The following is a 13,131-nucleotide window of genomic DNA, read 5'->3' on the forward strand; positions in this document are numbered from 1 at the left end:
TCATCCCAAATAAAATGGCAGGCTTGGCCGTGCGCGAGTGCCGCACCCAGGTTCCATGATGCGTCGGGACTTGCGCTACCGTCGGTGCCTGCCTGAAACAGTAAGGCAAAAAATAATGTGTTATCTTCGCCATAACTCCTGGTCGTCGCGTCTGGCGTACGGGCTCGTTTTTGCTGCCCTGACGATAGGCCCTGCCGTACAAGCAGTGCGAGCCGAAGCCACGAGCGACGCCGCGGTTACATTCCGTCATCGAACTATGATCTCGGCACCGGTCGTCATTGAAGGTGCGGTGAATGTCGTCGGTTTCGCTGGTTTGGCGGCAGGCACGGCCGGGCGGCTGGAGATCGATGGTGATCTCATCCGCTTCAACGGTAAGACGGAGCACGGCACGATTCCCATGGGTGCGGTGCGCGTCGTGGCTCTGGAGCATTCCAACAAGGGGCTCATGCGCGGCGTCAAAGGCAATCTCGCGAGCATGGCGCCGCAGGCGGGGCAAATTTACAGCATGATCAGGCCGGGGGCGGAGACGCTGACACTGTTCTACGTCGATGAACACCAGGGATTTCACGGCGCCGTCCTGCTCTTGCCGAAGACGAGCAGGCAAAGCGTACTGCAGGCCTTCGACCAAGCGGGCATCCACCCTGCGGCGGTTATGGACGACCGCCTTAGTGATAGTCTTCGACCTGATGGCGTGCGCTTAGCGGCACGGGGTCACCGCCCTCGCGAACATAGCGTTCGGATAAACCTGCCCGGTTCCAACGGTAAACTGCCGCCGGCCTTTGTCGCGGCGACTTATGAGGAGCTCATCGCGCAATTGCGAAAGAGCAGCATGTTCGAGACCGTCTGGCGGCAGGGCGACATACGCAGCGATGACGATGCTGCCATGCTAGACCTGGACGTCACGCAGTACAAGAAGGGCAATGCTGGAGTACGTGGGGCGTTGCCCATTGTCGGCATGGTAGCCGGCAAGACGCTCATCCGGGCCGACCTGCGATTTACCGATGCCCAAGGCACCGTGGTTCTGCAGCGGGAAGTGAAGGGTTCGGTGCGCATGATGGGTGAAAGCATCGCTGCGAGCAAAAGTCTGGCGCAGCGTGTTTCCGCTGCGCTCATGAAGGAAGCGGGCCATTTCGAGGACGCTGCGCTTGGGTATGACACGTCTCATGCTTCCGAGCTTGCCAACCAGGATCGGTGACGAGGCCAACCTGGCTGGTATTGCTATGGGGCGATGGTCAGCTGCAGCACACGGCCCTCGCCACCAGTCGCAGCCGTGATCGCAAGTGTTCCGCCGTGAGCATCGACGATCGCCGCCGCCAGAGCCGGGCCGATGGCGCAGGTCATCTTTGTGCCCGCCCTGCCGTCGGCGGGCGAAAAGGGAATAAGCAGGTCCTCGTCTTCGCCGGGCAAAAGCTGATCCGCCGCGCCCGAGATACGCAGTACCGGCTGCGGGAACACTTCCAATTCCACGGCCAGACGCCCGCCCGACGGGGTGCGATCGACAAGATGTCGCAGCAGGATCGAGACAGCCTGAACAAGGCACGCGAAGTCTCCCCGTCCACGCGCCGTTCTCGTGTTCGCGACAATTTCCACGGTGGCCGCCTGCGCGATCGGCTGCACATCCGCTATTGCACGCTCCACGACAAGCGCCAGATCAATCGGCCGAACGTCCAATGATATTTCGCCCGAGTGGGCACGGGCGAACAGGCTGACTTCCTCGACGCTGCGCAGGACCTGATCGACGAGTTGCAGCAGACGGGCGCATTCCCCCGTCGATGGCGCTAGCACCGCATCGTCCAGCGCATGGAGTCTCCCTTTCAGGATCGTCAGCGGGGTTCGCAGTTCGTGGGCGAGGGCGGCCGCGAAGATATGGCGGCCTTGTTGCATTACCCTTCCAGCCAAAGGCGATACCCTACACCCCGTACTGGCTCGATAATGTCCGCGCAGCCGGCTACTACCAGCTTCTGGCGCAGTTTGGAGAGGTGACTGTCAATGACGCGGTCGTAGGCTTCGCTGCCCGGCGCTGCCGCCTCCAACAATTCGGCGCGGGTGAACGCCCGGCGCGGATAGCGTGCCATATGCGCGAGAATGGCGAACTCGGTCGGCGTCAGGTTGAGACGTACGGAGATGGCATCCTCGCCTGCACAGCTAACAACCCTGGCTTCGAGGTCGATCTCTAGCGGTCCGATCGTCAGCCGCTTGGGTTCGCGCTCACCATTCGCGCGGCGCAGGACGGCGCGGATGCGCTCGATTACCTCCGAAGGATTGAAAGGCTTGATGACATAATCGTCGGCGCCGATGCGAAAGGACGATAGCTTGGAGACGTCGTCGTCGACGGCCGTCAGCATAATGACCGGCGTGTCCGTGCGGCGCCTGATTGCGGCAAGAACGTCCAGTCCGTCGCCGCCGGGCAGGCCGATATCCAGGAGCACCAGATCCGGCCCACCCTGGTGATGGGTCATCACCGCCTCGCTGACCGAGGAGGCCCTCAATGCCTGCATTCCTGCCCGCTCGATGTACGCAACCAGAAGGTCGGCGATCTCCCGCTCGTCTTCCACCACCAGAATCTTCGACGTCATGCTTCCACCTCGCGCCCAATATGACCGCGATCGATGGAGGAATCGTGGAGAAACCGCGCTGCTGCACCGCGCGGTCAAATCGGAAGCGCGACGAGCGGAATAAGTTATCGATGAAGTGAAGGTAGGGTGAGCACGCTGCCGGGCCGTCTCCCGCTTGGAAAGACACTCTTTCGTGACGGAACAGGCATGAAACCTTCATCGCTTTTGACATTCGGCGGCCCTGCAAGCGGCAGTAGTGGTGCTCAGATTGCTGTCTCGCTGCGGTATTCGCAGACAGGCGCCCGTCTGCAGCGAAGCGCCCGTCTGCCCGTTTTCCTTCCTGCCTGGAGCGCAATGCCGGTACCAGATACCGTTTATCCGGCGCAGCGCGGGTCTGGAACCGGGGAGGGCGCGTGCAAAGAGCAGGGCAACCGGTGGCTGGCGGCAACGCTGAGCGCTTTGGGAGCCGTCATTCACAACCGGCTGGCCCTGGATGCCGTGCCTGTAGTGTTCCGGTGGCTGTGGCTTAAAAGAAATGCCGTGGCAACGCAAAAGGCCTTCGAGGCGGCGCATACTCGCGATCGGCGCATGATGATGACGGCAGGTGTGACCCATGAGCTGCGCACGCCGCTGACCATCCTCAAAGGTCGATTGCATGGTATCGAGGACGGCGTCATCAATCCTGATGTCGGTGAAACCTCGCGCCTCCTGCGTCAGGTCGAGCATGTGCTGGCCATCGTCAACGATCTCGATACCCTGGCCCAATACGAGCTCGGTCGCATCACGATGAACCGCCGCAGCGTCGATCTCTGCGAGATCGTGGGCGGGGTGGTGGCCGACCTGAAACCGCTGCTCGCGCGCCACGATGTCACGATCTTCGAGGACTATGCACCCGTCGTTCTCTATGCCGATCCAGTGCGGCTCACGCAGATCGTGACTAATCTGGTCACCAACGCGGCAAAACATTCGGTCGCAGGTGGCGAGGTCCTGGTGAGGATCACTGTCCAGCGAGGCGATGTTGTAATCAGTGTGCTCGACGACGGGCCGGGCTTTGCCCCTGAAGATAAAGAAAGCTTGTTCGCTCCGTTCTGGCAGTCGGAAGCCACGATCAGGCGTCCAGGATGTTCCGGGACCGGAATGGGTCTGGCGCTGTCGGCTCGCCTAGTGGAAGCTCATGGTGGGCGCATCACGGCTGAAAACCGCAGCGATGGTCCTGGTGCCCGCTTCGACGTGATGTTCCCTGTCTCCTGATCCGCTGTGCCGATCGGGCCAGGCGCTCAGAAGCTGCGCTCGATCCGGATCATTAGCGTGCGCGGTCTGGGCGGCGTGCGCTGCGGCTGGTTTCGATAAGTAAAGGGATTACCGAAGGCAAATGTGTTTCGGCCACTATCCAGGAGGTTGGAAACGCTCGCTACGAGACGCCAGCCATCGCGGCCCGCCATCATCCCTGAGCCGAGCATCCACAGCGAGGGCATGTCAAGCGGACGGGTGGGATCATACCCCAGACGCGAGCTCCCCGAATAACTCGCGGACAGGTATGCTCCCAGATTCCAGCTTCCGATATTTCCGTCCCAACTCAGCCTTGCCTTGGCGGACCTGTCCGGGAGCACGGGCAGGCGTAGATTGTCATCCTCGATGAGGCCGGAACGCAAGCGCCCGTGCTGCCTGATGAACGACACATCGAGGCCGAAGCCCCCCCAATGCACCTTGGATCCGAATTCCACGCCAAGATTGCCGGCATTGCCGATGTTGGTCGTGACTACCAGGCCATCGAGGCCGACGCGGTCGCTCTGGACATTGCTCCAGCGCAAGGCGAAGGCGGAGAGATCAAGATCAAGATGGCCGTCGAGCAGTGACATCCGGCTCCCCAGTTCAATGTCCTGCAACCTGTCTGCCTGAAACGTCGTCAGCTCTCCCGCCGCATCCAGGCTGCGGCCTCCCGCGCGCACTGCCGTGCCATACCGCAGCCAGACCAAGGCGCCGTCACGGGGGCGCCAGGACAGGGACAGACTGGGGGAAAAGCCGTTCTGGTCTATAGACGGTCCCGTGGTCGCACGCGGATCATCCCAGATGTTGGAAACGTAGGCTCTCAGGCCGGCAGTGAGGTCCAGCACCGAGTTCAAGGCCAGTGTACCCTCTGCATAAGCCGAAGCCTGCAAGTTGAGATTGGCCTGGATGCGACTGGCGACGGGAGCGGTCGACGGCGCTACGAACAGGCCCTGAGTGACGTTGATGGCATCTATGACCGAAACGCCGGCCAACCAGTGAAAGCGCCCTTGCGCTCGGCTCAGGCGAAATTCCTGGCTGATCAGATAAACGCGCCGCGTCTCGTCATAGAAAGTCGCGTCAGCTGCGGTCTTCGTGCTCCCCGTGCTGCCGGCATCGTAGTGGCTGACCACGCGGTTGTTTTCGATCGTCGTGGATGACAGGAAATCCAGCCCGCCGATCGGCCCGCTGGCTTCGATCCGGACAAGCGTGAAGTCGTTTTCGCTGGGCTCCAGTATCCGAGAGACGCGGGCCATTCCTTGCGTCGCATACTGCGCATCGCGGGTCTTAAGGTTCTGCTTTACGATCGACAAGTCGATGGTCCAGTCAGGGCCAGGCTTCCAGCGGAGATTTAGCCGCCCACCTTCCATATGCGAACTGTTGGTATTGGTTCGGCCAAGGGCTGGATGATCGATCCAGCCTCCCTCCTGCTCGGCATAGCCAACTGCCCGCAGGCCGAGCGCGTCCTGCACCAAGGGGATATTCACCCAGGCTTCGCCGGCACCGCCCGTGCCGCCATGGGCGACGTCCGACGCTTCGAGAGCTATCGAGCCGGCGGTGCGGTCCAATTGCGGTCGATTGGTGACGATGCGCACGATCCCCCCGAGTGCGCCTGCTCCGTATAGCGTTCCTTGTGGTCCCCGAATCACTTCCACCCGGTCGATGTCGACCAGGCGCAGGTCGGGGTCAGGCAGTGCGAAGTTGATCCGGGAATCGTCGAGAAACAGGCCGACGGTGGACTGCGTCGGACCATTGAACGGACTGTCGGCCACACCGCGCAGGAACAGGCGTTCGCGCCCTGGGCCCAGATGGGTCGAAAAGACGCTGCCGGCTTCCTCGGCGATATCGCTCGAGCCGCGCGCACTCGATGCGCCGCCGAAGCGGTTACCGCCCAGGACTGAGATCGAGACCGGCGCATCCGAGAGCCGGATGTCGCGCTTCAGCGCTGTCACGACGATGTCAACTGGAGGGGGCAGTGGAGGAGGAGGCGGCGGTGGGGACGGTCGGGGCGCCACTACCTTGGGCACACGGCGCTGCAGCGCTAACTGCCATAGTGTGGGCGCAACCCGGCGGGCCCGCCAGTCCGAGCCGGACAGAAGCCGATCAAGCGCGGTCTGAGGCTCCATCCGCCCGCGCACGGCAGGAGTACGCAGATCGGGGAGACGACCCTCCACCGCCACCGAAATACGCAACTGCCGAGAGAGGACGTTGATCGCCGACTGCAGCGAGCCGGCAGGCACATCGACCAGTACCGTATTGGCGGCTGCCGGGTCAGCGACCAGCGCGAGCGACAAGGCGAATACGCCCGCCGCTGCGCTGCGCCTCGACCGGTAGTATCGCGGTAATCTGGTCGACAAGATCGGAGCCATTCGTAATGGAGAATACGCCTGAAAGCTTGAGATTGGCCACGCTTGGATCGACTTCCACCGGAACATCCATATAGCGCGCGAGGTCCGATGCCACCGCCGAAAGCGAGGCCTGGTCATACACTAGCCGGCCGTTCCGCCAACTCCCTACCGCCTCCGGGGTAATCGCCTCGACCGTGCTGGTGCCGGTCTGCTCGTCGCCCTCGAAGGCTTGCCCTGCCTTGAGGTGGGCCGCCGCGCCGCCGTGCCAAGATATGTCGACAAGACCCTGTTCCACCGCCACGAAGAGTTTACCCTGATTGCGGGTGACGGTGAAACGCGTCCCGATGTCGCGCACGACGAAATCACCCGACGCGATCTCCAGCTTCGGCGCTGCGCCGCCGCGAATGTCGAAATAGGCGGCGCCCTTGTCCATCCGCACATGTCCACCCGATCCCATCGCAAGTTGGCTTCTTGCGTCGAGGCGTATCTGGCTGCCTTGCCCCAGGTCGATCGTCTTCTGCGCGCTTGCTGTTGCGTAGAGGGTCGGGTTTTCCCCCGCCGGACCTTTCAGCAGAGGAACGCTGACGACCAGCGCCGCAAGCGAGGCGGCGATAGCTCCACCAATCCACCATCGGTGCGGTGGTTTGACAGAAGCGGGCGCGACTGCGGTCTCGGATACATCGCAGTGCAGCGCCCACTCACCAACTTCGGCGTCCAACATCGCCAGCCGGTCGTAGGCCGGCTGGTGGCTGGGATCGGCATCGAGCCAGGCAGCGAATTCGTCCCAGTCGACGTCGCCGCTCAGGACCTGCGCGTGCCAGTCTGCTGCGTCAGTCTCGTTTCTGGGGTCGCGCGTCTGCATCACCGCCTGGGCCTTTTGTTGTCCGGACACCGGTATCTGAAGAGAGACGACGCGGCGACTGCATCACCCCAGCTTGTTTTTCGCGTCATCCGCCGATTTTCCTCGCGAGATGGCGCAAGGCGGTCGCCATGTGTTTTTCCACGCCCTTTCGTGAAATGCCCAGCTGGCTCGCGATCTGCGCATGACTGAGCCCGTCGATGCGGTGCAGGCGGAAGACCTGCGCCGCCCCCGGGGGCAGTGCGGCGATCGCGGCGCCGATCTGCTCGGCCCGTTGGCGCGCGGCCACTTCGGTGTAGGCGGATGGGCGCTCATCAACGTAGTCCTCGCCAAGGCGGGAGGTGTTCACCTCCGCCCAGTCCTGTTCTCGCCGCGCCCGTCGCTGCCGCTCGCGCGCCCGGTCGACCACGAGATTGAGGCCGACGCGGTGGAGGTAGCCAACAGGATCCGCGACCGGCCCAGAGCTGTGCGCGATGCGCAGATAGATTTCCTGAACGATTTCCTCGGCCTCGGCATGGTCCCGCGTGCGGCTGATGAAGAAGCGCAGCAGGCGATCCTTGTTCGCGATGAACGCGCCCGCAAGACCAGAGGGAGTATCGGGAGAGAGATCAGCCATCGTCGTCCGGCATCATCGTTTGCGTCTGCTGTCCCTGCGAGCGTGGAGTATCAAGCGATGCGTCCCGGTCCATACGCGGACTTATGGCGCGACATGATGGAGGATCTGTGAAGATGGCGTTCTTCATCCTTCGTCCATCGAAGCCGCGTCCAAACTCCATCCCCCTCCAATAGCCCGCTACGAAGCGGCAGATACAGGTTCAGCGCCTGTGCCTCTGCATATACGAGGAGCAGGCATAATGAAGTTACAGGTTTTTGCAGCATTGGTCGCCATTTGCCTCCCGGCGATGGCAGCGGCGCAGAATCACGAACTCCGGCGAGACCGGGAGAGCATCCAGGCGGCGGAGGATAATCTTGACCGCGCACAGCGCGATGGCGAACGCCGGCATGTTCGAGAGGCACAAAAAGGCCTGCGGGACGCCCACCGGGAATATCGCGCAGACTGGCGGGAACACCGCGTGCGAAACCGAAATCTCTACACGCGCGGTGACTGGCATGCACCGTTCCGCTACCAGTGGTTCGTCCCCGGCGCGGGCATCCGGCCAGGCTATTATGCCAGCAGGTATTACATCAGCGACTTCCGCCGCTATCATCTGCCTGTTCCGCCGCGCGGTGCCGGCTGGGTCCGGCACTATGATGACGTCGTATTGGTCGATTTCACGAACGGTCGGGTGGTGAACGTGATCCACGATTTCTTCGGATAGAACGCAAGGCCCGCCGGCGAGCCGAAGGGCTGCTCGGCGGGCTTCTTTGCGCCTATTTTGCGCTGATGCTACCTGTTGGACAGCATGAAGCCGCGCAGGCCGCTGAGGTACTGCATTCTGACGGCGACTTTGCGGGGTGAATTGCCCACGAATATCGTGGCCTGCTGCACCTTCGGGCGTGACCTGCCGATCGATCGCGCTGCGGGCAGGGCGACCCCGTCCTTGGATATGCTGAACTTGTCCTTCCCGTCGCGGTTGTGGATGATGATGAGAGCGTAAGTCCCAGCTGCCGGAGCGATGACGCAGAGCCGGAGCGGGCCGACGGGGCTGATCGGGATGGTGAAGCGCCGGAAGGTCTTGCCGCTTTTGACCAGGTCTTCGGCGTCGTGCAGGAAATCGGTCTCATTCGCAGGGTAGAGTTCCGCCACCAGCATGCCGGCACGATCCTTGAGGCCTTCTACCTCGATCTCGAGGGCGGGTCCTTTGCAGGTTGTGTTTGCCGCCGCATGGACGGGTTGGACGCCAGCCACCAGCAGGATCGCCATGCAGGCAAGAGCGAAAGACGAGGGTTTGCGCATCACGCGTCCTCCACAGATGGGCAAGGTAATGCCACGCCGCCCTGGGGAGACGTGGCATTCCTTCGGAGCGACCCGATGGCTTATTTCGAAAGCTCCGAAAGGGCGGGACGATCAGAACTTGTAGCGGACGCCGAGCGTGCCCGATAACGTGCGCATTGTCGGCTCGTACACGGCCGGTACGCCGTTGTTGACGCCGTCGAACTTGAGCCCGCTGATCTGCGTGTAGCGGCCACCCAGTTCGACAGTGACCTTGGGCGCGACCTTGACGCCAACCCCGGCGCCGACGTGCCACAGCAAGCCCCAGTCCTTGCCCGAATAGCTGCTGGTGTCGCCCAAAAGATCATCGGTGCGGCCCAGGCTCGCATCGACGCGAGCAGCGCCGACGCCGCCGCCGATGTAGGGTTCGACTATCGATCCGGTGGGGATATCGACGTAGGCGCCGATCGAGGCGAACATGGCCTTGTTGCGGCCGCTCCCGGAATAGTCGTCGTTGCCCAGCCCCTTGGCCTTCAGGCTCATGTAACCGCCGGTCTGCTCGACACGGACCGGGCCGAAGTCGTAACCGCCGCCCAGTTCGCCGGTGAAACCCGACTTGTATTTCGTCTTGTCGTCGAAGGTTGCCGAGGCCGGAAGGTCGTTGTCGTCGAACCGCTGGTCAGGCTTCACCGCCATGCCGACACGCGCGACGGCGTAAATGCCTTTGTCGTCCTCGGCATGCGCCGCCGTTGCCATTGCCGGCAACATCAGGGCGCCCGCCACGCTCAACATCGTCCAATCACGCATTTGCTTGTCTTCCTGTTTGCACGACGTCCAACCGCGAACGTCGTTTGTCAGCAAATGGGCGCGAGCCGTGTAGCCGGGTCGTAGGATCGATGGAGAGTCGATGGATATCGGCATATTTCGGGCTTCGATGAGAAATCGCGAGTTTCCAGCTCCTTGTAAATCAAAAGCAATGCCTGAGCGCCGCAAAACCACGGTTCGCCCCTAGGCTGGAAACTCGCAACAAGACCTCCACCGGCTCTCCACGACGCGGTGCTGAAGAGGCGGCGCATCGCGAACTGTCTGCAACGCGGCAACGCGGCGATGCCCAACACACCGGAGAACCATCATGAAGAAGTCAGTCTTTTCCATTCTTCCCGTCGCCGCCCTCGTCGCCATCTCGGTCTTCGCTGGTAACGCTTCGGCGCAGACCGCGCAGGAGGCCCGCCAAGCCGCCATCGTCGCGACCCAGGAAGCACGCGCGGCGGCCGTGAAGACAGCCGCCGACGCGCGAGCTTTGGCAACCGAATCGTCGGCAGAAATCCGCGCCGCCGCCCAGCAGGCGGCTGCAGAGGCGCGTACGAAGAGCGCCGAGTTCGCCCAGTCGGCGCAGGAAGCTCGTGTCGCAGCCCGGCAGTCAGTGGAGGAAGCGCGCGCCAGCGCAAAGCAGGCTTCGCAGGACGCCCGATCCGCCGCGCGCCAGGCTTCCGATGAGGCCCGCGCCGCTGCCAAGCAGGCGGCGCAAGACGCCCGCGCCGCCATAGCAGCAGCTCGCGGCTGACAACCATCGGCAGGCTGTAATCCAGGAAGTGGAGTGCGCATCCGCGCGCTCCACTTCGTTTGATGGGTACGAACATGACAAAGTACAAAGCGCTGGCGGTCGCCAGCGCGATGCTGGGGCTAATCGGCGCAGCTCAGGCTAAGGCAAATAGCGGCGATGGCATTGCCGCGAGCGTCGGCGGTGACTTCTCCAGCGGGACGTATGGCGGCGACACAAGGACCGATATTCTCGTAGTGCCGTTGGCGTTGCGTTACCGCGCCGGGAATTTGCGCGTTACGGCCGCTCTTCCGTGGCTGCATATCGCCGGCTCGTCTGCCGTGGTGTCCGATGGTGACGGCGGCGTCATCATTGATCCGCATGCGCTGGGTTCATCGCGCAGCGGTGTCGGCGACATGAGCATTGCGGCCGCCTATTCCATTCCGGAAGAAGCTCTTGGTCTAGGGTTGGAGATGGGCGCTAGGGTGAAGCTGCCGACCGGTTCGCGGGCCAAGGCGCTCGGCACCGGTAAAGTGGATTTTGCGTTGTCCGCCGAAGTCAGCAAGACGCTTGGCAAATTCACGCCTTTCATTAGCGCGGGTTACCGCCTCACCGGCCAGCCAAAGGGTTTGGATCTGCGCAACTCGTGGTCAGCTTCGGTGGGTAGTAGCCTGATGATCGGCAGATCGGTGCTGATTGGATCCTACGACTACCGTCAGGCAAGCAGCGCGTTGGCTAGCGATTCGCATGAAATCTTTGGAGCATTTAGCGCGCCTGTGTCGCACCGCCTGACATTGACCGTCTATGGCAGTGGCGGATTGAGCAAAGGAGCACCGGCCTACGGCGTCGGATCCAGCCTCACTCTGAAAATTTAAGGTGACGATCCTCGTAGCCCTCCGACGAAGAATGGCATCCTGCCTCCACACAACCTCCATCGTGTCTGGGTATGCGCAACCACAATACTTCAAAACGTGCTTTGAATGAGGATATCACCCATGCGTTTGTCGATCATCACGGCCTCGACCTTCTTGGCTTCGGCTGTCCTTCTCCCAACGTCGGCTAATGCCCAGGCTGCCGGTAAATGGCGAGTGACTGGCGAGATCAGCGGCAAGGCTTTCACGGTGGACTGCCAGTTCGGAGAAAAGGGCGGCCGGCTCGCCGGAACGTGCATCGATGTATCGTCCGAGGAAGGTAAAACCAAGCCGGGCAAGTCGCACGTCCTGACCAAGGGCATGGTGCAGGGCCAGACCGTCAGCTGGACCTACGCGACAAAAGTCATGATCATGTCGGTGGATATCAACTTTGCCGGCAAGCTTGATGGCTCGCATATGCGCGGCACTGTCAGCGCCAAGGGCCGCGAAGGGACGTTTTACGCAACGCGGCTTTGATGCCTTCCAGCATCTGACCTGAAAAGCCCGGTCAATCGGCTGCGCGTGCGGCTGCGGCTCGCACGCCGTCAATGGGACGATCGTCGTCGATGAGCATGTGTCGTCAAACTCTCGATCAGTCAAGAAGGTACAGCGTGTCGCGACCAGCCATAACGAAGACGTTGACGATGTGGGTGCCGGCCTGCGGTTTGCTCGGCATGCTCTCGGCCTGCAACAGCAGCCCTGAGGCGGCAGCTGCACCCCCGATGCCCGTCGAGGTGATGACGGTTCGGGGCGCTGCCGTGCCGAACATCGTCGAATTGCCCGGACGAATCGCTGCAGTACGCACTGCCGAGGTGCGTGCCCGCACCGATGGCATCGTCCAGCGCCGGCTTTATGAAGAAGGTTCGGACGTTCCAGCTGGCGCGCCCCTGTTCCTGATCGATCAACGCGACAATCGCGCGCAGGTGCAGGTCGCGCAGGCGACCCTGCAGCGCGCAATCGCAGCCAGGGACAATGCCTCTTCGATCGTCGGTCGCTACAAGCCGTTGATGAGCGAACGCGCTGTCAGCGCCCAGGAATATGATGCTGCGCAATCTGATCTGCGTCAGGCCGAGGCGCAGGTATCTGAATCCCGCGCAGCACTTGCCCGCTCGCAATTGCTCCTCGGCTACACGACGGTGCGCGCACCAATCGCGGGCAGGGTCGGGAACGCCAAGGTGACCGAAGGCGCGCTGGTCTCGGCTGGCGAAGGCACGCTGATGACACAAGTTGATCAGGCGAGCCCGGTTTATGCCATATTCAGCGCCTCCAACGCCTCGCTGCTCGATACCGTCAAGCAGGTGCGCAGCGGCGCCCTTAAAATTCCTTCGCTCGCGCAAGTCGAGGTGAAGCTCATTCTCGAAAATGGCGACGATTATGGTCCCGTTGGGCATCTCGATTTCACGAGCAGCGTCGTCGATCCCGAAACCGGCAGCCAGACTATCCGCGCACAGTTCGCCAATCCCGAGCGCATGCTCGCGCCTGGCCAGTTCGTTCGCGCACGGATTGTGGCCGGAACACTCGCCAGCGGCATCGTGATCCCGGCCCGCGCAGTGCAGATCAAGGGCGAGGAAGCGAGCGTGTCGCTGCTAAGCAAAGACGGGACGGTAACAGCGCGCGCCGTGACACTCGGCGCGCTTACCGCCCAAGGTTGGATCGTCCGTTCTGGATTGAAGCAAGGCGAACGGGTCATCGTCGAGGGCTGGCAGAAGGTGCGGCCAGGCCAGAAAGCTCAGGCAAAATCCGCAGCCAGGCCTATCCCCCAGCAAGGACGCTGAACCC

Annotated in this window: 15 protein-coding genes; 7 read left to right on the forward strand and 8 right to left on the reverse strand. The window is 62.5% G+C overall.

Annotated elements, in window-relative coordinates; all coding sequences use genetic code 11:
• Positions 1-256 precede the first annotated feature (256 nt).
• Positions 257-1,195 (forward strand): DUF4410 domain-containing protein, encoded by a 939-nt coding sequence (locus AC07M9_RS04025; RefSeq protein WP_494881504.1) that lies wholly within the window; start codon positions 257-259, stop codon positions 1,193-1,195.
• 23 nt (positions 1,196-1,218) lie between these two features.
• On the opposite strand, the gene AC07M9_RS04030 is transcribed toward AC07M9_RS04025, so the two are convergent.
• On the reverse strand, positions 1,219-1,884 hold the full coding sequence (locus AC07M9_RS04030) for a sensor histidine kinase (protein ID WP_494881505.1): 666 nt from the start codon (positions 1,882-1,884) through the stop codon (positions 1,219-1,221).
• Positions 1,884-2,576 (reverse strand): response regulator, encoded by a 693-nt coding sequence (locus AC07M9_RS04035; RefSeq protein ID WP_494881506.1) that lies wholly within the window; start codon positions 2,574-2,576, stop codon positions 1,884-1,886. Before AC07M9_RS04035 ends, AC07M9_RS04030 begins: the two co-directional genes overlap by 1 nt.
• A gap of 186 nt (positions 2,577-2,762) precedes the next feature.
• Between AC07M9_RS04035 and AC07M9_RS04040 the strand changes: the two genes are divergently transcribed.
• A complete protein-coding gene (locus AC07M9_RS04040) occupies positions 2,763-3,806 on the forward strand; it encodes a sensor histidine kinase (RefSeq protein WP_494881508.1) in 1,044 nt (347 codons plus the stop codon).
• 26 nt (positions 3,807-3,832) lie between these two features.
• On the opposite strand, the gene AC07M9_RS04045 is transcribed toward AC07M9_RS04040, so the two are convergent.
• The 3 genes from AC07M9_RS04045 to AC07M9_RS04055 form a co-directional block, all read right to left on the reverse strand.
• Positions 3,833-6,115: a TonB-dependent receptor gene (locus tag AC07M9_RS04045; protein WP_494881509.1), complete on the reverse strand. Its 2,283-nt coding sequence runs from the start codon at positions 6,113-6,115 to the stop codon at positions 3,833-3,835.
• Positions 6,093-7,031: a FecR family protein gene (locus AC07M9_RS04050; protein WP_494881510.1), complete on the reverse strand. Its 939-nt coding sequence runs from the start codon at positions 7,029-7,031 to the stop codon at positions 6,093-6,095. The genes AC07M9_RS04045 and AC07M9_RS04050 overlap by 23 nt, the downstream gene beginning before the upstream one ends.
• Positions 7,032-7,116: 85 nt before the next feature.
• Positions 7,117-7,644 (reverse strand): RNA polymerase sigma factor, encoded by a 528-nt coding sequence (locus tag AC07M9_RS04055; RefSeq protein ID WP_494881512.1) that lies wholly within the window; start codon positions 7,642-7,644, stop codon positions 7,117-7,119.
• A gap of 238 nt (positions 7,645-7,882) precedes the next feature.
• On the opposite strand from AC07M9_RS04055, the gene AC07M9_RS04060 reads away from it, so the two are divergent.
• Positions 7,883-8,347 (forward strand): RcnB family protein, encoded by a 465-nt coding sequence (locus AC07M9_RS04060; RefSeq protein WP_494881513.1) that lies wholly within the window; start codon positions 7,883-7,885, stop codon positions 8,345-8,347.
• Between the two features lie 68 nt (positions 8,348-8,415).
• Here the strand turns inward: AC07M9_RS04060 and AC07M9_RS04065 are convergent, their stop codons facing one another.
• A complete protein-coding gene (locus AC07M9_RS04065) occupies positions 8,416-8,892 on the reverse strand; it encodes a DUF2141 domain-containing protein (RefSeq protein ID WP_494881514.1) in 477 nt (158 codons plus the stop codon).
• 144 nt (positions 8,893-9,036) lie between these two features.
• Positions 9,037-9,708: an outer membrane protein gene (locus AC07M9_RS04070; RefSeq protein WP_494881516.1), complete on the reverse strand. Its 672-nt coding sequence runs from the start codon at positions 9,706-9,708 to the stop codon at positions 9,037-9,039.
• Positions 9,709-10,033: 325 nt separating this feature from the next.
• Between AC07M9_RS04070 and AC07M9_RS04075 the strand changes: the two genes are divergently transcribed.
• The 3 genes from AC07M9_RS04075 to AC07M9_RS04085 all read left to right on the forward strand — a co-directional run bounded on the left by AC07M9_RS04075 (position 10,034) and on the right by AC07M9_RS04085 (position 11,829).
• Positions 10,034-10,465, forward strand: a complete 432-nt coding sequence (locus AC07M9_RS04075) for a hypothetical protein (RefSeq protein ID WP_494881517.1) — start codon at positions 10,034-10,036, stop codon at positions 10,463-10,465.
• 74 nt (positions 10,466-10,539) lie between these two features.
• A complete protein-coding gene (locus tag AC07M9_RS04080; protein ID WP_494881518.1) occupies positions 10,540-11,316 on the forward strand; it encodes a transporter in 777 nt (258 codons plus the stop codon).
• Between the two features lie 120 nt (positions 11,317-11,436).
• The gene (locus tag AC07M9_RS04085) at positions 11,437-11,829 is read left to right on the forward strand and encodes a hypothetical protein (RefSeq protein ID WP_494881520.1); all 393 of its coding nucleotides are present in this window, start codon (positions 11,437-11,439) and stop codon (positions 11,827-11,829) included.
• 115 nt (positions 11,830-11,944) lie between these two features.
• Here AC07M9_RS04085 and AC07M9_RS04090 read toward each other — a convergent pair whose 3' ends face one another.
• Complete coding sequence (locus AC07M9_RS04090; RefSeq protein WP_494881522.1) at positions 11,945-12,121, reverse strand: hypothetical protein; 177 nt, start codon at positions 12,119-12,121, stop codon at positions 11,945-11,947.
• Between AC07M9_RS04090 and AC07M9_RS04095 the strand changes: the two genes are divergently transcribed.
• On the forward strand, positions 12,111-13,127 hold the full coding sequence (locus tag AC07M9_RS04095; RefSeq protein ID WP_494881524.1) for an efflux RND transporter periplasmic adaptor subunit: 1,017 nt from the start codon (positions 12,111-12,113) through the stop codon (positions 13,125-13,127). The genes AC07M9_RS04090 and AC07M9_RS04095 overlap by 11 nt on opposite strands.
• The last annotated feature ends 4 nt before the right edge of the window (positions 13,128-13,131 follow it).

The organism is Novosphingobium sp. GW821-FHT09E05 (assembly GCF_059416165.1).